This is a genomic window from Streptomyces sp. NPDC046900 (assembly GCF_040644975.1).
Taxonomy (GTDB): domain Bacteria; phylum Actinomycetota; class Actinomycetes; order Streptomycetales; family Streptomycetaceae; genus Streptomyces.
In genome coordinates, this window is sequence record NZ_JBEYXD010000001.1 from 409994 (window position 1) to 428953 (window position 18960).

The following is an 18960-nucleotide window of genomic DNA, read 5'->3' on the forward strand; positions in this document are numbered from 1 at the left end:
CGGCGGCTCACCGCTCGAGCCACTTCACCTCGTACGCCTTCATGTCGAACTTCTTGCCGTCGATCCCGGCGCTGATCGTCCGGCCCTGGGTGTTCACCACCAGAACGGCCTTGTCGGTGGCGAGGACGCGCACATCGGGGGTCACGTCCTCGGCGACCTGGACCGTCGTGTACTTCGTCCCCGGCCGGAACTCCTTGCCGAACCGGGAGACGAGGTCGTACATGGGCAGCGGTCTTCCGCCGTTCGCGGAGTCGGTCGGCGACCACAGGCAGCCGGGGCAGCCGGGGCCCCTCTCCTCCTCCGGGTTCCAGTAGAAACCCGACGTGGCGCCGCCCTTGACCATGGCGATCATCCCGGCGGCCTGCACGGCGACCCGGTGGTCCTCGCTCCAGCCCTTGCGGTCGTCGTTGCCGTCGGAGGGCTCCACGTAGTACTCGGCCCACCACAGGGGCAGGTCGCCGGTCTGGCGCCGTACCCAGGCGCTGACATCGGTGAGCTTGTCGGTGGCACCGAACTCGTCGGGCAGCAGCTCGTTCTCGTCGGTGTAGCTGGAGCCGTCCACGACGACGAAGTCGGCGCCCGCCTTGTGCTCGTTCCAGTAGTCGAAGGCGTCGAGGACCCGCTGGTCCATCGCCCCCCACGGCCCGCGCAGGGTGGTGGAGGCGTCGTGCTGCTGCCGCGGGTCGACGCTGTCCATGACGAGGTACGGTCCACCCACCATGATCTTGGGGTTGACCTGCTTGAGCGCCTTGTAGACGAGGTTGTACAGCTCCGTGTAGCCCTCGTAGTCCCAGCGGGCCCGGGAGTTGTTCCAGAAGCCCTTGAACTCGTTCCAGACCACGAAGTGGCGGACGTCCGGATACCGCTTGGCGACGGTTGCGGCGAGAGCCGCGAAGTCCTTGTAGTGGTCGCGGGTCGGGGCGGTCTCCAGCGCGGCCTGGCTCCAGTCGGTCCTGTCGACGCCCGCTCGGCCGCCCTTCATCCAGTCCGGGGCGCAGCACAGCGTCACGACCGGGGTGCTACCCGACTCCCGTATGAAGTCGATGCGGCGGTCCATCTCCGCGAAGTCGTAATGCCCCTTGACCGGCTCGGGGTTGCCGGCACCCCAGCCCATGAGGTGCTGGTTCTGCGGCATCCGGTTCGCCGACAGCAGGTCCTCGACCCGCCGGGTGGCTCCGTCGCTGCCGTCGTCGGCGCTGAACTGGGTGTGGGTGAAGCCCCAGCCGACGTCGGGTGCCGTGTTCTCGGGCGGGGTGCCCGGTGTGCCGTGCACCTTTTCGCCCTCGGTGGTGGTACCTCTGAGGCTTCCGCCGTCGGGCAGCGTGCCGAGCGTCACCGCCAGGGCCAGTGCGACCACGGCCGCGCCCAGCAGCGCGGTGAGGCGCCACCACCGACCCCCCGAAACCCACCCATGACATCCCATCATGGACAACAGTAACGGCGGAGGTCGACCCAGGGGCAGGTTTTGTCATACGACATCCCCGTAACAGGACGTACCGGAAGCACGGGACACAGCCGACACACCCGACGCACCTCGGAAACCGGATGCACGGGGCGCCCACGTGACGGATCATGGCGGCATGTCCGCGAACCCACACGACGCGCTGCCGATCCGGCTCAACGTCGACGACAGCGACTCACCCTCCGACATCGTCGACGCGCTGTTCCTCGGCCGCTTCGCGGCGGGCGAGCAGCCGTACTCGCACGCGACGAACATCGACCGCGTACGCTCCGGGGCCACGCTTCTGCCACCGGGTGCCCGGGTGCTGCGGCTCGCCCGCGACGAGGACCGCAGCGCCACGCTCGCGGAGGGCGAGGGCTGGACGCTGCTGATCTCGCGCTGGAACCGCGGTGCGGACGTCACGGTGACCGCGACCACCGCCGAACTGGCCGAACAGGTGCTCAGCCAGGCGACGGACGGCGCGGCGGACGAACCCGAGCCGCAGCCGGAGAACGTGACCATGGGGTTCTGGTACGTGTCGCCGAGGCGGGGCCCGCACCGCACGACACGCCAGATCACGGCCGGCACCTGGGAGGAGGTCCGGGCCAACTACACGGCGCCGGTGGCGGACGCCATGGACCGTCTGATGAAGACGACGCCCGAGGACATCGGGGGCCGTCTGCTGCTGCTCCACGGTCCGCCGGGCACGGGCAAGACCTCGGCGCTGCGCACACTGGCCCGCTCGTGGCGTGACTGGTGCCAGGTGGACTGTGTACTGGACCCCGAACGTCTGTTCTCAGACGTCGGTTACCTCATGGACATCGCGATCGGCGAGGAGGACGGGGCGGGCAAGGGCCGCTGGCGTCTGCTCCTGCTGGAGGACTGCGACGAACTGATCCGCGGCGAGGCCAAGCACACGGCGGGCCAGGCGCTGTCCCGGCTGCTGAACCTGACGGACGGACTGCTCGGGCAGGGCAGGAACGTCCTGGTGGGCGTCACCACGAACGAGGACCTGGAGCGCCTGCACCCGGCCGTCGTCCGCCCCGGCCGCTGCCTGGCCCGGATCGAGGTCGGCCACCTGACCCGCTCCGAGGCGGTGGGCTGGCTGGGCCGGGACGAGGGCGTCGGCCGTGACGGGGCGTCGCTGGCGGAGCTGTACGCGCTGCGGCGGGGCACATCTCCGGCGTCGGTGCCGGACCCGCGGGCGGGAGCGGACTCGGGGCTGTACCTGTAGCCCTGCCGGTGGAAGCCCGCTGTCGGTGCTTTGATGGACGTATGACCCTGTTCGTCGGCACGTCGGGGTGGCAGTACAAGGACTGGCGCGACGTCCTGTACCCCGCCGACGTACCCATGCGGCTGTGGCTGGAGGAGTACGCGCGACGGTTCGCCACGGTCGAGATCAACAACGCGTTCTACCGGCTGCCGTCGCAGGAGACCTTCGAGGCGTGGCGGGAGCGGGTTCCGCCGGACTTCGTGGTGGCGGTCAAGGCGAGCCGCTATCTGACCCACATCAAGCGGCTGAAGGAGCCCGAGGAGCCGGTGCACCGCCTGATGAGCCACGCGGCGGGACTCGGCGACCGGATCGGCCCCATCCTGCTCCAGCTGCCGCCCAGTCTGCGCGCCGACCCGGGCCTCCTGGACGACTGCCTCGCCTGCTTCGCGCCGGGCACCCGGGTGGCGGTCGAACCGCGCCACGACTCCTGGTGGACCCCGCAGGTGCGCGAGGTGCTGGAGGCCAGGGGCGCGGCGCTGTGCTGGGCCGATGTGCTCTCCCGCCCGGTCACCCCGCTGTGGCGGACCGCCGACTGGGGATACGTCCGCTTCCACGCGGGCCGCGCCCGGCCGTGGCCGCACTACGGCCGCCGGTCCCTGATCTCCTGGGTCCACCGCATCGCGGCCGCCTGGCCCGACGAACAGGACGTCTACGCCTACTTCAACAACGACCCGCACGCGGCGGCGGTCCTGGACGCGTCGGTGTTCGCCCGGGTGGCGGCGACGGGAGGGCTGGCGGTGACCCGCACGCCACGGCGTCTGCGGACGGCGGACACGGCACAGCTGTGAACCCGGCCCCGGAAGGTGCGGCTACCCCCCGTAGGCCGCCCGCAGGGCGTCCCGGGCCGCTGCCAGGCTCTCGGCCTCGCTGAGCCCGAGGCGGTGCACCCGCTCGGCGTAGGCCTGCGCGGCTGCCGCCGCCTCCCGCTCCGCGGCCGAGCCTGCGGCAGCCACGAACGTGCCGTTGCGCCCCCGCGTCTCGATCACCCCGTCCGTCTCCAGCGCGCGGTAGGCCTTGGCCACCGTGTTGGGCGCGAGACCGAGCGACTCGGCGAGCCCGCGCACGGTCGGCAGCCGGTATCCCACCGGGAGCGCCCCCGACCGGGCCTGTTCGGCGATCTGTGCGCGCACCTGCTCGTACGGCGCACCCGCCTCCGTGATGTGGATCTTCAAGGTCACGCGCCGATTGTCCCGCACCCGCGGAAAATTGGGAGGACTCCCCTACCGGCCCCGCGTAGCGTGCACGCCCATGACCATCAGCGTGCGCGACCTACGCCCCTCCGTACGAGCCGACGCCGAGGGATTCGCCCGGGTCCGGCGACTGGCCCTCCCCTTCGTTCTGTTCACCCCGGAGTCGATCGGCTACGACATCGGCCATATGCACCCCGACGCCCACTACCGCCCGCTCGTGGCCGAGGAGGACGGCGAGACGATCGGGACGGCCCAGGTGGGTCTCGCTCACGACAGCTCGGAGCCCGGCCAGGCGTACCTCAACATCTACGTGCAGCCGGATCGCACCCGTCGCGGCGCGGGATCGCTTCTCGTGCGGGCCGGTGAGGAGTATCTGGCCTCCGTGGGCGCCACCACCGTCTTCGCCTGGGTCCTGGACGAGCCGGGCAACCGCGCCTTCGCCGAACGGCACGGCTATCGCCCGAGCCGCTCGGCGCACTTCCTCCGCCTCGACCTCGCGAACCACGACCTTCCCCCACTCGAGGAGGCCCCGCAGGGTGTCGAACTGCGCACGGGATCGGACTTCGCCGACGACCCCCGTCCCCTGTTCCGTCTCGACGCGGAGACGATCTCCGACGAACCGAGCGACATCGGCCATGAGTTCACCGAATACGAGGTCTGGCTCGAGGAGACCTGGCGGCACCCCCTGTTCAGCCCGGAGCTGACCTCGGTCGCGGTGGTCGACGGCCGCCCCGTCGCCTTCAGCATGGCCCGCACCGACGGAGGCGTCCGCTACGGCACGGTGATGACCGGCACCGCCCGTGCCTTCCGCGGCCGGGGCCTGGCCAAGCTCGCCAAGAACCACTCCCTGCACCGCGCCCGGGCCGCCGGGTACACCGAGGCTTTTACCGGCAACGACGCCGGCAACGGCCCGATGATCGCGATCAACAAGTGGTTCGGCTACGAGATCCGCGCGACGGAGGTGCGCCATGTCCGCGAACTCGGCTGACGCCGCGGACCGGGTGGACGTCGCCCTCGTCAAGTCGGGCCGTGTGAAGATCCGTTACCCCGCTGAGCTGCTGCACGACGACGGCACCCGGATCACCGTCCGCGCGCCCTGGGCGGGCGACGGCGTGCGCGACTTCGGCTTCGTGCGGTTCGAGCCCGGTGACGTCTTCACCGAGTACTACTGGCGCGATCGCTGGTACGCCGTCAAGGAGGTACGCACGGGGCAGGGCACCCTGAAGGGCTGGTACTGCGACATCACCCGCCCCGCCGCGCTCTCCGGCGGCGAACTGGTCGTCGAGGACCTCGACCTGGACCTGTGGCGCTCAGCAGACGGCGGCACCGTACTCCGCCTGGACGAGGACGAGTTCGCGGCGAGCGGCCTGGCGGCACGGGACCCGCACGCCGCCGAGGCCGCCGTGCGCGCCCTGGACGCCCTCGAACTCCTCGCCCGCGGGGACGGATTCGGGAACCTGCTGGCCTGAGCCGCCGGCGGTCAGGTCACCGCCACCACCGCGTACCGCTCGTCGTCCACCTCTTTCCCCCACAGCCGGGCGTCGTGCGACAGCGGCTCGACACGTATGTCCCGCACGAGGGGTGCGAGGAGGGCGGTCAGGCGGTCCGCGGGCACGCCCACCGGACTTGTCGTCCCCCATACTCCCTCCACCAGGACCAGACGTCCTCCCCCGCTGCCGACCGCATGGGAGGTGCCCGAGGGACGCAGCAGTCCCCGCCAGTGCCGCAGCGCCCGGCCCGGATCCGGCAGGGCCCACAGCACATGACGGACGAGGATGACGTCGAAGAGCTGCTCGCCGACGGGAGGGGCCGCCGCGTCACCGACAAGGAACACGGCGTCACGGCCGGCCAGCTTGGCCCGGGCGAGGGCGACCATGGCCGGAGACAGGTCGACGCCGGTCACCCGGTGCCCCCGCTCGGCGGCGAGGAGTGACAGGCTGCCGGTGCCGCAGCCCAGGTCCAGCACGTCACCGGGCTGCTGCGGCAGCCACTCGCCCATGCGCGCGTCCCACGCCTCACGCACCACGGGATCGCGCAGCCCGTGGTCCGCCTCGTCGTCGAAGGCGGCGGCCGCGGCGTCCCAGTCCACGCCCGAGCCACCCCCCGAGGTTTCGGAGCGGTTGTTCCTGGCCATGTTCTTGGTCATGTACCTGGTCATATGCCTGGTCATGACCCCAGGGTGACAGGCACCACTGACAGTCGAATCGTGACAGCCGCCACAGACAGACAGCCATCTATGAGCAACCCTCGCCAAAAGGGTCTACCTCCACCCAAACGCGGAACCCGGTAGACACAAGGAGGCAGCCATGCGCCGAGTGACCGTGCACAAGCCCCTGAAGAGGTCCGACTCCCGCCGAGTGCGCGACGGGGCCGACGAGCGCCCGGTCGAGCGCAAAGAGGTGCGCAAGGACATCGCACGTGTGTGGTGGCCGGACGGCTGAGCCGGTCCGCTCGCCACCCCTGCCCCGCGCCCGTGTTGAAGGGCAGCTGCCTCTGCCCGGCACCACGTCGGCCGCGCGGCTCCGTGGACCGTCCGCGCACGCGGCGAGTCGGCGACCCGCCTATGAGGCGACGCGCTTGACCGCCCCGGCCTCGGGGTCCCCGTACTTCGCGATCACCTGCCGGTCGGTCATGCGGTCGACTTCCTCGCTTCGCTCGACCGGGAAGATCACGTGGGTGCCCTTGTCCGTCCAGTACTCGACGACGCGGTGGGTCTGAGTGGCGCGGCCCATGGTCTGCTCCCTTGCAGTGCGTGGGGGGTTCAGGTTGTGCAGTGCGTGGGGGGTTCAGATTGCGTCGGTGCACGTCGAAGAACAAGAGGAATTAGGTCTTCCGTTTCGGTCGAGGGAGGCGTAGGTTCCGCTTACCCCGCGACGTCGGCCCGCCGGTTCCGGGCCGGACGGGCCGCGCGGGGGCCAAATGCCTTGCCGCTCAGCTCACACGAGGCCCCCTCCTCCGGGCCGGGAGGGGGCCTCGGGCGGCTCCGTCAGCCGTGACTTCGCGGATTCTGAAGGGGTGTTCACCGGACGCCGAGCGCCAGTAGGGTCCACGCATGCGCGAAGTGGCGACCGGTGTCTGGCACTGGCACGCGCCGCACCCGGACTGGACGCCGGACGAACGGTGGCCGGAGCCGGTCTCGTCGTACGCCATCGACGACGGCGCCCGCCTTCTCCTTTTCGACCCGCTGTCCGTTCCCGACGAACTCCTCGAACTCGCCGCCGACCGCGAGCCGGTGGTGGTGCTCACCGCGCCGTGGCACGAGCGCGACACGCGGAGCCTGGTCGAGAGCCTCGACACGCCGGTGTTCGTGCCGCCGCCCGACACCGCCGACGACCTCGTACGCAAGTTCGGCATCACGCACGAGCAGGCCGGCGGAGGCAGCCCTGACGTCGCCTGGCTTTTCACCGGGGACAGCGGCAAAGGGCGTCTGTACGCGGCGGGCGACCGGCTGCCGATGGGGATCGAGGCGCTTGCCGGCAGGGAGCACAACGACCTTGGGCTCTGGGCCGACCGCGCAGCGGCCCTGATCCCCGGAGACACTCTGGTCGACTTCGGCCACGGCCTGCAGATCAACGACTGGCTGCGGGGCGGCGTCACACGCCAGCAGGTCGTCGAAAGACTGCGCCCGCTGCTCGCGCTGCCGGTCGAGGTCGTGCTCCCGGCGCACGGGGCACCGGCAGACCGAGCCGCGCTCGTGCGTGCGCTGTCTCTCTGACTTCGCCCCTGAGCCTGAGGTCCACCGTCCTGAGCCGGCCGGCTCCTTCAACCGCCCTTCCTGATCGCTCAATCAGGCCTGCCGCCGTGCCGGTGGTCATGGCGGTCGGATGCGCGAGCGCGGTGAGGAGACCAGTCAGCGGACTTTGCGCGAGGAGCGGGGGCGATCCGGACGGGTCGGCTCGATGCAGCGGGGCTGAACGTGCTCGTAGACCATCGTGGTCTGCACGCCGGCGGCTTCGCGGCGTTCAGAGCACCCGCGTCTACAGCGACTTCATCGCCGCCGTGGGCAAGACCCAGACCGAGGACATGGACTACTGCGCGGTCAGCATCGTCGGCCCGCGCAGCCGCGTCGACAAGATCGTCGGCAAGCTGCTCCTCATGCCCTGAGCCAGGATCGAGTCCGCGGCGGCGAGGGCCTTCCCGTTCAGCGCCCCTGGCGGTGAACGGGAAGGCCTGCCACGGCGAGTGTCCGCCGTCAGAGCGCGCAGCGAGCGAAAGCCTGCACGCTGCCGGACTGCTGCGACTCGTTCTGGAACTGGATCTGCCACTGTGTCGGGCTCACCGCACGGTTGCCCGTCACGTCGATGCTGGCGGAGGACACGTTCCAGCCACCGCTGAGGGCGCCGGTGCCCGCGGGGCAGGTGACCGTGACGACCTTGGTTTGGCCACCGGCGATGGACTCGACCGAACTGCTCGCGACGGGGGGCGGGTCGGTCATGCTCATGGCCAGTGCGGGGGACGCCAGGGCGACGGCCAGGGCGGGGGCGGCGGCCAGGGCGAGGAACTTGGTGCGGGTCATGGTTTGACCTCCTTGAGTGGTTCATGCGTTCCAGTCGAATCGAACGCATGAGCCCAGGCTAGGAACGGGGTGGATGGAGCCGCCATCCGATGCCACCCGTTAGAGTGATGAGACAGTCACTGTGAGTTATTGATCGAAGTTGCTTGGGAATAGCTGCGGCCGCAGCCGAGAGGCCGAGGTGAAGAGGCCGCGCCCGCCACACACCCCGTCCCGGGCGATGCAGATGCCCTCGGACCGGCAGCATCCCGCACGGCCGGAGCGTGCCGGTCGAATGCGCGTCGAACTCGACGGGCCGTCCAACACCACCCGCCCGGAAGGCCAGTTCAGAAAAGGACCCCCCAAGGACCGAACGGGACGGACCGCGCCGCCAGGTTGAAATGAACTCGCTCATGGTGCCGTCACCCGCTCGGCGAGAGTGACACGTACCGGAGTGTCAGGCATCGCGTCGGCGCACGGCCCGCCAACCGGCCAGGAGCGCGGCTGCCGCCCACAGCGCCGTCACTGCGAGACCTGTCAAAGGGCCGAGGCCTCCCGCCGGGTCCTGGTGCAGGACTTGTTGTCCAGCACGGTCCGGAAGACAGGCGGCGGCGCCCTCGGCGATGTCTCCGACCACGAAGGACACGATCAGGATGAACGGGACGAGCAGGCTCAGCACCGCGACGGCGCTGCGCAGCAGGAAGGTGAGTCCCGCGGCGAACAGGGCCATCAAAGTGAGGTAGATCCCCGCGCCGATGCAGGCCCGCAGTGCTCCTGGCTCGCCGAGGCCGATGGCGTACTGCCCCAGGAACGCCTGGCCCACCAGGAAAGTGGTGAACCCGGTGGCGAGCCCTACGACGAGGGCGGCGGTGGCCACGATTGCCGTTTTGGCCGCGTAGAACAGGCCCCGGTGCGGCACGGCCGACAGGGAGATCCGCAGGGCACCGCCCGCGTACTCGGAGGAGACGGCGGTGGCCCCGAAGGCGATCGCGGCGATCTGCGCGAAGTTGATCGCGTAGAAGGCCCCGAAGACGGGATCCCCGCCACCTTGCGCCTCCGCCCGGCCGACGGTGGCGAAGACGAGCAGGGTGATGGCCAGCGTGGCGGCGAAGACCGCGATGAGCGATCCGAAGCTCGCCCGGACGGACCTGATCTTGATCCACTCGGAGTGGAGCACCGCGGTGACGGACATGGTCAGGCCTCCTGCTGGACGGTCGCGGACGTGGGAGCCGCGGCGGCGAATTCCGTCTCGGCCGTCGTGAGAGCGAAATAGGCCTGCTCCAGGGAGGCGCGTTCGTCGGTGAGTTCGAGAACGGGGATGCCCTCCCGGGCGGCGACGGCTCCGACCTGCTCGGCTGTGGCGCCTTCGACCACCCATCGGCCGTCGTCGTCTTCCGCGACCGTGTGTCCCTGGGCCAGCAGTGTGGCCCGCAGCCGGGCGGGGTCACTGGTGCGCATGCGTACGCGTGCGTGGCTGTGCTGTTCGATGAAGTCCCGTGTGGGGATGTCGGCGAGGAGCCGGCCGCGGCCGAGGACGACGAGGTGGTCGGCGAAGGCCGCGGTCTCGTTCATCAGGTGGCTGGAGACCAGGACCGTACGGCCTTCGCGGGCGAGTCGGCGCAGCAAGTGGCGGATCCAGACGATCCCTTCCGGGTCGAGGCCGTTGGTGGGCTCGTCCAGCATGAGCACGGGCGGATCACCGAGGAGCGCGGTGGCGATGCCGAGCCGCTGGCGCATGCCGATCGAGAAGGTTCTGATGCGGCGGTGTGCCACGGGGGCGAGACCAGTGTCCTGAAGGACCTCGTCCACGCGGCGGGTCGGGAGGCGGTTGCTGACGGCGAGGAAGCGCAGCTGGTCATGGGCGGTGCGGGAACCGTGGGCCGCCTGCGCGTCCAGCAGGGCGCCGACCGTGCGCAGGGGCTCGTGAATCGCTGCGTAGGGGCGGCCGTCGACCGTGGCGGTGCCGGAGGTGGGGTGGTCGAGGCCGAGTACGAGTCGCATGGTGGTGGACTTGCCTGCGCCGTTGGGCCCGAGGAACCCGGTGACCCGGCCTGGTCCGATGCTGCACGTCAGACGGTCGACGGCCCGGGTGCCGCCGTACTCCTTGGTGAGGTCTTCGACGTCGATGCTGGTCATGGCCTCAGCGTGGCCGGGGCAGCGCGGCCGGGCATCCCCCGCTGGAGGAGAGCGTCTCCCCCACGCGGGGGAGACGCCGGCCCCTGCCGCTCTGCCACGATGACGGCATGCCTGGCCTCCTGCTGCCGCTGACACGTGCGGTGACGTACACCCGCTGGCTGCACATGCTGGTGGGTGCGATCGTGCCGTTCGCCTGCGCCATGGTCTATCCGGGGCTGACTGACCCGTCGCTGGACGACTGGTTGCTGATCGCGGTCCTTCCGGTCCCCCTGGTCCTGGCCGCCGCCGTGGTGCCCTCGGTCCGCCGTGCGGAGGGGCTGCAGGCGCGGCTGATGTTGTTTCCCGGTCCTCACGCTCGTGTGAGGACCGACGAGGACCCGGGTGTCTCCACCGTCTCCTCCGCTTCATGGACCGACCGGGCCAGAACCGGTGCCTGGCTGGTCCTGCGTCTGGAAACGGGGCTCGCCATGGCCTTGGTGACCAACGAGTTGATGACGCTCGCACTGTCGCTTGCCGGGGCGACCGCCGAGGATCCCGGCCTCGCCGACCCGATCCTGCACGTTTCCGGTGCGGGCTGGGTGTACGTCCTGCTGGCACCGGTGCCCGTGCTGGCGCTCGTCATGGTGGCCGCAGGGGCGGGTGCGCTCATGGCCCGGGCTGCTCGCCGGCTGCTCGGGCCGTCGGTCAAGGAGCGTCTGTCCGAGTTGGAGAAGCGCACCGAACAACTGCTGGAACGCAACCACATCGCACGGGAGTTGCACGACACCCTCGGCCACGCGCTGACTCTGGCCGTGGTGCAGGCGGGTGCTGCCCGGGCGGCAGGCGACCCGGATTTCACCGATCGGGCGCTGGAGGCCATCGAGGAGACGGGACGGGCCGCGCTGGAGGACCTGGATCGGGTCCTGCTCGTGCTGCGCGAGACGGGGCGGCCGGCCGGTACCCGGCCGGCTCTCGGCGAGGCGAGCCGTCTGCTGGAGTCCGCGCGGTCTTCGGGTGCGCGGGTGGACGCCGAGGTGACCGGGACGTTGGAGCACCTTCCGGGGCCGGTCTCCCGTGAGGCCTACCGGATGCTCCAGGAGGCTCTCACCAATGTGCTGCGGCACGCAGGCCCCGTCCGCATCGGCGTCCGCATCGCTGTGGAGGAGGCGCGTCTGCGCCTCGAGGTACGCAATCCGCTGCCTGCAGAGGCATCGATGGCCGGCACGGGCGGTGGCAGCGGGCTGCGCGGAATCCGTGAGCGTGCCGCGATGCTCGGCGGCGAGGCCCGGGCTGGGCAGGACGGCGGCCAGTGGCTGCTGCACGTCGATCTGCCACTGCGGTGATCTAGGCTGACCGGATGCCGCTCACCGTTCTCCTGGTCGACGACGAGCCGCTCGTACGGGCCGGCCTGCGCGCTGTGCTGGAGGCCCAACCGGACATCGAAGTGGTGGGCGAGGCCGCCGACGGGGCCGCCGTCATCCCCTTGGTACGGCAACTACGCCCCGGCGTCGTCGTCATGGACGTACGCATGCCTCTGATGGACGGCATCGAGGCCACGCAGACGGTGCTGCGCACGGTGCCGGACCCGCCGAAGATCGTGGTGGTGACGACCTTCGAGAACGACGAGTACGTGTACGGGGCACTACGCGCGGGCGCCGACGGCTTCCTGCTCAAGCGGGCACGGCCGGCGGAGATCGTGCACGCCGTACGGCTGGTGGCCGAGGGCGACTCCCTGCTGTTCCCGGCCGCGGTGCGGCAGTTGGCCGCCTCCTACGGCCGGGACCACGGCAATGCTGCGGCCCGGACCGCCATGAAGCGTGCCGCACTGACCGAGCGGGAGGGGGACGTGCTGCGTCTCATGGCGCGTGGCCTGTCCAACGCGGAGATCGCCGCGCGCCTGGTCGTGGGAACCGAGACCGTCAAGTCGCACGTGAGCTCCGTACTGGCGAAACTTGACGCACGGGACCGCACACAGGCGGTCATCGCGGCCTACGAGTCCGGCTTCGTCTCCCCGGGCTGAGGATCGGGCGGCGACCGGAGCCTGCACCTGTCCGCGCCCAGGCGCACCTGTACGCGCCCGTGAGTCGCCCCCTACGTTGCGGCATCAACCGAAGTGCTTGGCATGGAAGCCAGTTCGGCATCCGCGCCAGGTCGCTGAACCGCTCTGGGCGTCAGAGTAGCCGCGGTGCGGCCGAGGATGAGGGCCCCTACGCATGGCACATGCCGTTGTTGACCATCTGGGTGTGACGTGCGACCACCGGGCGCGCGCTCTTGGCCAGGGACTTCACGAGCGGGTTGGTACCCGAGGTGATCTCCTTGTCGATGAGCGCGAGGGTCTCCACGTGGGCGGGGTACTGGGCCTTGAGCCACGCGGCATCGTAGGCGGGCGTCCCGGCGAGGGCCTCGAGGGCGGCGGTCTGCCTCAGCTGTGCGTCCGTTTGCCCGGACGGAAGTACCACGCCGAGTTTTGCCGCGGTCTTGACGACACCGGCGTCAAGGGCGGTGTGGTCGTGGATGAAGTCGGCGCCGACCCGCTTGACACAGGCGGTGGTCGCGGCGCGCTGAGCTTGCTGACTGACCGTGATTTCCCACAGGTTTCCCTGATGGGCCGCGGTCAGGAGCTGCCCGTCCAGGGTGGAGACCGGTGACAGCGAGAACGACGACGAAGCGAGGGCCGGGAGCGACGTGGCACCCATGACGCACAGGGTGGCGGCGCAGACGGCGGCGGAACGTGCACGGAATCGAGTCGTGTACATGAGTCCTCCACAGGTCGCACGTGCAATCCTCGACGAAACCTCATCCTTATTACTCGAAGCGTGACAAACCGTACCTATGACATGGTTCACCCGGTCGAGGTCCTCGGCAACTGAGGACCCGGGCGCCTCTGTCGGCTTCGGTGGTGGTCGGGCGTCGATCCTCGGCGACGGACCGTACGACCTTCGTAGTCCACGCCGAGTACGAGAAGTTGCGGATCCCCGCGTGAAACGGACGGTCAGACACCTGTCCGGAAAACGCGAGGGCCCCGGGCGGCGACCGAGGGATACGACGCGTTCCACCCCGTACGCCGGGCATTCAACTTGCCGTGCGGGAGCGGGCTTTGGTCACTCCAGCACTGCCCCCACCAGGTCCAGCCCCAGGTCGTGGGTGTGGTGGACCGAGAGGCCCTCGTCGAGGAACCAGGCGTCGGTGGCTTCCGGGTGGGGGCCCACGACGCCGACGCGGCCGTTGCCGAAGGGGGTGACCAGGGCGGCGACGGTGCCGTTCGGATAGGTGGCGAGGATGGTGACGCCGGCGTCGCGGTCGAGGATGAAGTGCGGGCCGTCCTGGAAGTAGAGAGTGCGGGGGATGCCGCGCCATGTGGTTTCCACCAGGGTGTCGCGGTCGTTGCGGACGGTGGCGCCGGGTGTGGCGATGTATTGGTCGGTGTCGCCGGGGAGGAGGGCGAAGCCGGGGGTGGCGCCGGCCAGATAGCCGCCCAGGCAGAAGCCCAGGTAACGCCCGCCGCCGTGGACGTAGTCGCGGATCTCGTCGGCGTGCTTCTTCAGGCGGCGGTACGCGGCGGAGAGGGAGCCCCCGCCGGGCTGGGCGTAGACGTGGGCGTGGGCCAGGGCCGCGGCGGAGAGCGGGATCTCCTCGTGCGGTCCGGTGTAGCGGACGTCGAGGTCCCAGGGGCCGGAGGCGAGCAGTGCGGCGACCGCCTCGGAGCAGCCGGCGGGGCGGGCGGCCGGGCCTCGGTAGACGAGGGCCAGGGGGCGCCCGCCGGGAGCGGGGAGCGGAGGCTGTTCCGGGGTGCTCCGGGCACCGAAGGCCCGGCGAAGGGAGTCGAGGAAGTCGGAAGCAGGTGGCATGGATACTCACCGCCACGGTTGGTGGTCGTCACCGGGAGCGCCTGGTGTGGCGAGGGGTCGGCTGGGGTGACGGGTCGTCGGCGGGACGGAGGGCCCGGCCCTGGGCGGGGACGCCGCGCCATGCCGTGCCGGGGGTGAGGTACTCGCCCTTCATGACCAAGGAGAGAGCGTCGAGCCAGACGCCTTCGCCGACGACCCCGTCGTACAGCACGACCGTGCGGCTGCCGACGGTGGCGCCTGCCCGGACGGTGACCTTCGACATCTTCATGACCCGGTCCTCGAACAAGTGCGTCTGCAGGCTTACGCCTGGGCCGATCTCCGCCTCGTCGCCGACCTCGACCAGGTCGAACTCGGTGAGGAAGGTGGTGCTGATCCACGTGCGCCGGCCGATCCGCGCGCCGAACAGGCGCAGCGCGGGCGGCAGGAACGGGGTGCCGGTGAGAGTGGCGAGACCGGCCGGGACGGCGGCCGCCTCGTAGAGACCGGTGACGAACTCGGTGCGGCGGACGAACCAGCTCCACAGGGGCGCGACGTGCGGCTCGTAGGTTCCGATGACGAGGCGTTTGAGCAGGGCACAGTAGGCGATGACGGTCAGGCCTGCGGTCATGAGGAGGAGGGGGGCGAGGAGGACGGAGAGGGCCGGGCCGGTGTCGTGGGCGACGCCGGAGAGGCCGAGGAAGAAGAGGAAGGCGGTCACACCCAGAACGGACGCGGGCATGGTGACGCGGAAGAACTCGATGGCCAGGCGGCGGCGGACCGCCTTGGGCGTGGGCCGGAACGTCAGCTCCTCGGGGAAGTTGCCGCTGCTCTGGCGCTGCGGAAGGTGGATCGCGGGCGAGCCCAGCCAGGAGGTGCCGGCGGGCACCCCGTCCTGCGGAGGAACAGTGCCGACGCCGATCAGGGAGCCCGGCCCGGTCCGCGTCCCGGCAGGCAGGTACGCGGCGTTGCCGACGAACGCGTGGCGGCCGATCTCGGTGGGTCGGCAGTCGACTCGGCCGCCCGCGAAGGCGGCGCCGCCGACCCCCGCCATGTCCGCGACGAAGCTGCCCTCGCCGAGCGCGAGCAGGTCCGGGTCGAGATGGGAGGCGGTGGAGACCTCGGCACCGGGGCCGATGCGCGCACCCAGCAGCCGTAGCCAGGGGACGGTGTAGAGGGTGGCGTACAGGGAGTTGGTGATGGCGAGGCTGGATTCCAGCAGCTTGTCGGAGAGCCACTTGCGGATGCCCAGGGCCGAACGGACCGGGTGGGTGCCGACCGGGGAGCGGCGCAGCACCAGCCGCTTGGCGAGGGCGATCGCGGCGCAGGCGGTGACGACGTAGAGCGGGCCCGCCAGGACGAGGGCGGCCAGGACCGCGAGCGGAGTGCCCCAGGCGAGCCAGGTGAACCAGATCAGCGCGGCGCTCGGCAGCGCGACGGCCAGCCTGAGGATTTCGAGGAGGACGACGCCGAGTTGCGCCGCGGCGACATACCGGGGCCGTCGGCGCTCGGCCGTGCCGCCGGCCCGCAGCATGTCCTCGATGTGCGGGGCCAGCGCCTCCACCGGGACCGGCGGCGATCCGGCCCAGCGGGCCCCGGCCGGCACCACCTCGCCCTCGCCGAGCACCGACTGCTCGCCGAGCCCGGAACCGGCTTCCATATGGGCGCCCGGCTCCAGTACCGCGTGCGCGCCCACGTAGGCGCGGGGGCCGATGTCGATCGGGGCGACCGTCACCCAGCCGTCCGCCACCCGCCAGGCGCCCAGCGTGACGCCGTAGCCGACCGAGGCGTCCGCGCCGACCTGGAGCAGGGACGGCAGCGGGACGGCGCTGGTGGCGAGGGTCGTCCGCGGCCCGATCCGGGCGCCCAGCAGCCGCAGATAGCACCCCACCAGGGGGGAGCCGCTCAGCTCGGGCAGCGGGCTGACTCTCAGCAGCAGGGCGAGCGCCCAGAGGCGGATGTAGGTCGCGCCCCACAGGGGGTATCGGCCCGGCCGGATGCCGGCGGCGAGGGGGCGGGCGAGGACGGCGGGCAGCAGCCAGCGGATGGCGAAGTAGCTGATGAGTGCCGCGAGTACGGACTGCACGGGGACCGTCCCGCTGGTGACGTGTCCCCCGTGCCAGCTGTCGACACCGGCGAAGGGGAGGGTGACGAGGGAGAGCAGGAGGTAGATCACTCCGGCCTGGACCAGACCGGCGGCGGCGATCCGGCCGCTGCCGTGCCGGAGCGGACCGGGGCGGGCCAGGGGTGTCGAGGGCGAGCCGTCGACAGCGGTGACCGGGCCCTCGCCGCGCATCCTGGCGGTGTCGTCCGGCGTGTCCAGGCGTGCGGCGAGCCGGCCCACGGTCGGGTTGGCGTAGAGGTCGCGCAGGGTGGGGCCGACGCCGGCCCCGATGCCCCGGCCGCGGAGCAGCGACACGGCCTGGGCGGCGATCAGCGAGTGCCCGCCGAGATCGACGAAGAAGTCCGCCTCGGTGGACAGCGCGTCGGGGGCGATGCCGAAGACCTCCGCCCAGACGTCCCGCACCTGGGTCTCCAACTCGCCCCGCGGGGCCTTCACACGCCCCCCGCTGACCAGCCGTCGGCCGGTCGGGGCGGGCAGCTGCTTCCGGTCCACCTTGCCGCTCGGCAAGGCGGGCAGCCGAGGCAGGATGTCGAGGAAGTGCGGGACCATATAGGCGGGGAGCCGCTGCCGCAGGTGCCCGTGCAGGCGGGCGATCAGGGCATCCTCGTCCCCCGTCCCGGACCGTACCGTGCCGGTCCGCCGCGCCGTGCCATGTGCCGTCGGCACCACGTATGCGGACAGTTCCCGGCGGTTCCCCGCTCCGTTCTGGTCCGGTATCGCGACGAGCGCGGTGGCAGCCTCGGCCACGCCGGGATCTTCGAGCAGCACATTGTCGATCTCGCCGAGATCGACGCGGTATCCCCGGACCTTGACCTCGTCGTCGGCCCGCCCCAGAAACTCGATCTCGCCGTCCACCGTGAGCCGGCCGAGGTCGCCGGTGCGGTAGAGCCGGCTGTCCCGGGGGGCCAGCGGGTGCTCGATGAAGCGTTCCGCGGTCAGTTCCGGACGCCCCACATAGCCCCGGGCGACACCGGGACCGCCGACACAGATTTCGCCGACCGCCCCCGCGGGGACCAACCGGCGACGGTCGTCCAGCAGCACCACCGTGTAGGTGGGCAGCGATGTGCCGATCGTGACCGGCCGCCCCGGCCGGAGTTCCGTGACGGTCGCGGTGACGGTCGTCTCCGTCGGCCCGTACGTGTTGAGGATCCGGCGCCCCGGCCGGCTCCACCGCTCGACGAGCTGAGCCGGGCAGGCTTCGCCGCCCACCACGATGGTACGGATCCCCGGCAGGTCTCTGGGGATCGTCGCCAGCAGCGTCGGCACGCAGTACAGCACCGTGATCCCGGACTCCTCCAGCGTGTCGGCCAGTTCGGCGCCGAACAGCCCGGTTCCGGAGCCGACAGGCCCTGCGACGAGGGTTGCGCCGACCGTCCAGGTCGGCCAGATCTCCTCGATGGAGAAGTCGAACGCGATGATCATGCCCTGGTGGACCCGGTCTTCCGGACGTATGTCGTAGATGTCCGGGACGACGTCGAGGAAGTTGCAGATGCTGGAGTGCGCGATGGCCACGCCCTTGGGACGGCCGGTGGAGCCCGAGGTGTACATGATGTAGGCGAGGGGGTCGTCGCCGGCCGTGCAGGCGGTGGGCTCGTCGGCCCGCAGGCCCGCCGCTCCCCGCCGGACGCCTGTCGCCCCATCCCGGACATGCGGCGTGTCCGGCCGGGTGGCCGGCACGGAGGCCAACGCGGCCCCGCACCGGTCGAGTTCCACCAGCCGCGTCCGCTCCCCGAGGTCCGGCTTCTCGCGGTCCAGCTCCCGGAGGTTCGGCTCCCGGAGGTTCGGCTTCCTGAGGCTTGGCTTCACGCGGTCCGACACCCCCGCCGACACCTCCGCCGGCAGCCCGGCCGCCAGCTCGGACACCGTCAGCACCGCGTCCACCTGCGCGTCCGCCGTGATGAAGGCGACCCGGTCCGGGGGCGCCGTCGGGTCGACCGGTACGAACGCGGCGCCCGCCTTGCCCACCGCCAGCAGCGCGGCGTACATGTCCACCGATCGCGGCAGCAGGATCGCGACCCGGGACCCCTGGCCGATGCCCAGCCCACGGAGAAGGTGCGCGAGCCGATTGGCGCGGGCGTCGAGTTCGGCGTAGGTCAGGACGTGCTCCCCGCACTCCAGTGCCGTTGCCGAGGGCACCCGGTCACAGCTGGCTTCGAAGAGGCAGTGCAGGCGCGCCGCGCCCCGCTTGGTCGTGGCCATGACTCCATCGCATCGCCGAACCCCGGTGATCGCATCTCCGGTCCGGGCATCTCGTTGACCTGCCCGTTTTCTCAGGGTGCGGGCTGCATTTCGTGCGGGCAGGGCCGGGGCCCATCCGTGGGACGGGGCAGGGCGAGGTGGGCCGATCCGTGAAACGGGCCGTGTCGGGGCGGTCATCTACGGACGGGGCGAGACGGGTCATCCGCGGGACGGGGGCCGTCGGCAATCAGCGACTGGCCGGCGCGACGAGGGGGCGCACCACGGAATCCGGCATCGATGGCGACATCGAGCGGAGGTGAGC

19 protein-coding genes are annotated in these 18960 nt (G+C 71.1%); 9 read left to right on the forward strand and 10 right to left on the reverse strand.

Features of this window, described 5'->3' with window-relative positions:
- Positions 1–7: 7 nt before the first annotated feature.
- Complete coding sequence (locus ABZ904_RS01910; RefSeq protein ID WP_361820619.1) at positions 8–1423, reverse strand: xylan 1,4-beta-xylosidase; 1416 nt, start codon at positions 1421–1423, stop codon at positions 8–10.
- 157 nt (positions 1424–1580) lie between these two features.
- Between ABZ904_RS01910 and ABZ904_RS01915 the strand changes: the two genes are divergently transcribed.
- Both ABZ904_RS01915 and ABZ904_RS01920 read left to right on the forward strand, forming a co-directional pair.
- Positions 1581–2675, forward strand: a complete 1095-nt coding sequence (locus ABZ904_RS01915; RefSeq protein ID WP_359391690.1) for a DUF5925 domain-containing protein — start codon at positions 1581–1583, stop codon at positions 2673–2675.
- Positions 2676–2716: 41 nt separating this feature from the next.
- Positions 2717–3502, forward strand: coding sequence for a DUF72 domain-containing protein (locus tag ABZ904_RS01920; protein WP_360994235.1), 786 nt, complete (start codon positions 2717–2719; stop codon positions 3500–3502).
- A 21-nt stretch (positions 3503–3523) separates the two neighbouring features.
- Here the strand turns inward: ABZ904_RS01920 and ABZ904_RS01925 are convergent, their stop codons facing one another.
- Positions 3524–3892 carry a GntR family transcriptional regulator gene (locus ABZ904_RS01925; protein ID WP_359391688.1) on the reverse strand — a complete coding sequence of 123 codons (369 nt, stop codon included), beginning with the start codon at positions 3890–3892 and terminating at the stop codon, positions 3524–3526.
- Positions 3893–3962: 70 nt separating this feature from the next.
- On the opposite strand from ABZ904_RS01925, the gene ABZ904_RS01930 reads away from it, so the two are divergent.
- Both ABZ904_RS01930 and ABZ904_RS01935 read left to right on the forward strand, forming a co-directional pair.
- The gene (locus ABZ904_RS01930) at positions 3963–4892 is read left to right on the forward strand and encodes a GNAT family N-acetyltransferase (protein WP_361820553.1); all 930 of its coding nucleotides are present in this window, start codon (positions 3963–3965) and stop codon (positions 4890–4892) included.
- Positions 4873–5373, forward strand: a complete 501-nt coding sequence (locus ABZ904_RS01935) for a DUF402 domain-containing protein (RefSeq protein WP_361820556.1) — start codon at positions 4873–4875, stop codon at positions 5371–5373. The genes ABZ904_RS01930 and ABZ904_RS01935 overlap by 20 nt, the downstream gene beginning before the upstream one ends.
- Positions 5374–5384: 11 nt before the next feature.
- On the opposite strand, the gene ABZ904_RS01940 is transcribed toward ABZ904_RS01935, so the two are convergent.
- Positions 5385–6038 (reverse strand): class I SAM-dependent methyltransferase, encoded by a 654-nt coding sequence (locus tag ABZ904_RS01940; protein WP_359391763.1) that lies wholly within the window; start codon positions 6036–6038, stop codon positions 5385–5387.
- A gap of 172 nt (positions 6039–6210) precedes the next feature.
- Here ABZ904_RS01940 and ABZ904_RS01945 point away from each other — a divergent pair, with 172 nt between their 5' ends.
- Positions 6211–6345: a hypothetical protein gene (locus tag ABZ904_RS01945; protein WP_359391685.1), complete on the forward strand. Its 135-nt coding sequence runs from the start codon at positions 6211–6213 to the stop codon at positions 6343–6345.
- A 120-nt stretch (positions 6346–6465) separates the two neighbouring features.
- On the opposite strand, the gene ABZ904_RS01950 is transcribed toward ABZ904_RS01945, so the two are convergent.
- The gene (locus tag ABZ904_RS01950) at positions 6466–6636 is read right to left on the reverse strand and encodes a hypothetical protein (protein WP_360994226.1); all 171 of its coding nucleotides are present in this window, start codon (positions 6634–6636) and stop codon (positions 6466–6468) included.
- A 320-nt stretch (positions 6637–6956) separates the two neighbouring features.
- Between ABZ904_RS01950 and ABZ904_RS01955 the strand changes: the two genes are divergently transcribed.
- Together ABZ904_RS01955 and ABZ904_RS01960 are read left to right on the forward strand one after the other, a co-directional pair.
- The gene (locus ABZ904_RS01955) at positions 6957–7619 is read left to right on the forward strand and encodes an MBL fold metallo-hydrolase (RefSeq protein WP_361820559.1); all 663 of its coding nucleotides are present in this window, start codon (positions 6957–6959) and stop codon (positions 7617–7619) included.
- A gap of 284 nt (positions 7620–7903) precedes the next feature.
- A complete protein-coding gene (locus tag ABZ904_RS01960; protein WP_360994220.1) occupies positions 7904–8008 on the forward strand; it encodes a DUF2000 family protein in 105 nt (34 codons plus the stop codon).
- Between the two features lie 88 nt (positions 8009–8096).
- On the opposite strand, the gene ABZ904_RS01965 is transcribed toward ABZ904_RS01960, so the two are convergent.
- The 3 genes from ABZ904_RS01965 to ABZ904_RS01975 all read right to left on the reverse strand — a co-directional run bounded on the left by ABZ904_RS01965 (position 8097) and on the right by ABZ904_RS01975 (position 10532).
- Positions 8097–8420 (reverse strand): hypothetical protein, encoded by a 324-nt coding sequence (locus ABZ904_RS01965; protein WP_361820563.1) that lies wholly within the window; start codon positions 8418–8420, stop codon positions 8097–8099.
- 433 nt (positions 8421–8853) lie between these two features.
- The gene (locus ABZ904_RS01970) at positions 8854–9588 is read right to left on the reverse strand and encodes an ABC transporter permease (protein ID WP_360994217.1); all 735 of its coding nucleotides are present in this window, start codon (positions 9586–9588) and stop codon (positions 8854–8856) included.
- A gap of 2 nt (positions 9589–9590) precedes the next feature.
- Positions 9591–10532: an ATP-binding cassette domain-containing protein gene (locus ABZ904_RS01975; RefSeq protein ID WP_361820565.1), complete on the reverse strand. Its 942-nt coding sequence runs from the start codon at positions 10530–10532 to the stop codon at positions 9591–9593.
- Between the two features lie 107 nt (positions 10533–10639).
- Between ABZ904_RS01975 and ABZ904_RS01980 the strand changes: the two genes are divergently transcribed.
- On the forward strand, positions 10640–11854 hold the full coding sequence (locus ABZ904_RS01980; RefSeq protein WP_359391678.1) for a histidine kinase: 1215 nt from the start codon (positions 10640–10642) through the stop codon (positions 11852–11854).
- A 14-nt stretch (positions 11855–11868) separates the two neighbouring features.
- Positions 11869–12531: a response regulator transcription factor gene (locus ABZ904_RS01985; protein ID WP_359391677.1), complete on the forward strand. Its 663-nt coding sequence runs from the start codon at positions 11869–11871 to the stop codon at positions 12529–12531.
- A gap of 187 nt (positions 12532–12718) precedes the next feature.
- Here the strand turns inward: ABZ904_RS01985 and ABZ904_RS01990 are convergent, their stop codons facing one another.
- The 3 genes from ABZ904_RS01990 to ABZ904_RS02000 all read right to left on the reverse strand — a co-directional run bounded on the left by ABZ904_RS01990 (position 12719) and on the right by ABZ904_RS02000 (position 18659).
- Positions 12719–13267, reverse strand: a complete 549-nt coding sequence (locus ABZ904_RS01990) for a DUF4142 domain-containing protein (protein WP_360994207.1) — start codon at positions 13265–13267, stop codon at positions 12719–12721.
- A 345-nt stretch (positions 13268–13612) separates the two neighbouring features.
- On the reverse strand, positions 13613–14359 hold the full coding sequence (locus ABZ904_RS01995) for a BPL-N domain-containing protein (protein WP_359391675.1): 747 nt from the start codon (positions 14357–14359) through the stop codon (positions 13613–13615).
- Positions 14360–14387: 28 nt separating this feature from the next.
- The gene (locus tag ABZ904_RS02000) at positions 14388–18659 is read right to left on the reverse strand and encodes a Pls/PosA family non-ribosomal peptide synthetase (protein WP_361820570.1); all 4272 of its coding nucleotides are present in this window, start codon (positions 18657–18659) and stop codon (positions 14388–14390) included.
- Positions 18660–18960 lie beyond the last annotated feature (301 nt).

What these genes read in the sequence shown, in the direction of transcription:
- ABZ904_RS01910 (WP_361820619.1), bottom strand. Translation starts at nt 1,423, where the DNA reads ATGGGATGTCATGGGTGGGTTTCGGGGGGTCGGTGGTGGCGCCTCACC.
- ABZ904_RS01915 (WP_359391690.1), top strand. Translation starts at nt 1,581, where the DNA reads ATGTCCGCGAACCCACACGACGCGCTGCCGATCCGGCTCAACGTCGAC.
- ABZ904_RS01920 (WP_360994235.1), top strand. Translation starts at nt 2,717, where the DNA reads ATGACCCTGTTCGTCGGCACGTCGGGGTGGCAGTACAAGGACTGGCGC.
- ABZ904_RS01930 (WP_361820553.1), top strand. Translation starts at nt 3,963, where the DNA reads ATGACCATCAGCGTGCGCGACCTACGCCCCTCCGTACGAGCCGACGCC.
- ABZ904_RS01935 (WP_361820556.1), top strand. Translation starts at nt 4,873, where the DNA reads ATGTCCGCGAACTCGGCTGACGCCGCGGACCGGGTGGACGTCGCCCTC.
- ABZ904_RS01940 (WP_359391763.1), bottom strand. Translation starts at nt 6,038, where the DNA reads ATGGCCAGGAACAACCGCTCCGAAACCTCGGGGGGTGGCTCGGGCGTG.
- ABZ904_RS01945 (WP_359391685.1), top strand. Translation starts at nt 6,211, where the DNA reads ATGCGCCGAGTGACCGTGCACAAGCCCCTGAAGAGGTCCGACTCCCGC.
- ABZ904_RS01950 (WP_360994226.1), bottom strand. Translation starts at nt 6,636, where the DNA reads ATGGGCCGCGCCACTCAGACCCACCGCGTCGTCGAGTACTGGACGGAC.
- ABZ904_RS01955 (WP_361820559.1), top strand. Translation starts at nt 6,957, where the DNA reads ATGCGCGAAGTGGCGACCGGTGTCTGGCACTGGCACGCGCCGCACCCG.
- ABZ904_RS01965 (WP_361820563.1), bottom strand. Translation starts at nt 8,420, where the DNA reads ATGACCCGCACCAAGTTCCTCGCCCTGGCCGCCGCCCCCGCCCTGGCC.
- ABZ904_RS01970 (WP_360994217.1), bottom strand. Translation starts at nt 9,588, where the DNA reads ATGTCCGTCACCGCGGTGCTCCACTCCGAGTGGATCAAGATCAGGTCC.
- ABZ904_RS01975 (WP_361820565.1), bottom strand. Translation starts at nt 10,532, where the DNA reads ATGACCAGCATCGACGTCGAAGACCTCACCAAGGAGTACGGCGGCACC.
- ABZ904_RS01980 (WP_359391678.1), top strand. Translation starts at nt 10,640, where the DNA reads ATGCCTGGCCTCCTGCTGCCGCTGACACGTGCGGTGACGTACACCCGC.
- ABZ904_RS01985 (WP_359391677.1), top strand. Translation starts at nt 11,869, where the DNA reads ATGCCGCTCACCGTTCTCCTGGTCGACGACGAGCCGCTCGTACGGGCC.
- ABZ904_RS01990 (WP_360994207.1), bottom strand. Translation starts at nt 13,267, where the DNA reads ATGTACACGACTCGATTCCGTGCACGTTCCGCCGCCGTCTGCGCCGCC.
- ABZ904_RS01995 (WP_359391675.1), bottom strand. Translation starts at nt 14,359, where the DNA reads ATGCCACCTGCTTCCGACTTCCTCGACTCCCTTCGCCGGGCCTTCGGT.
- ABZ904_RS02000 (WP_361820570.1), bottom strand. Translation starts at nt 18,659, where the DNA reads ATGGCCACGACCAAGCGGGGCGCGGCGCGCCTGCACTGCCTCTTCGAA.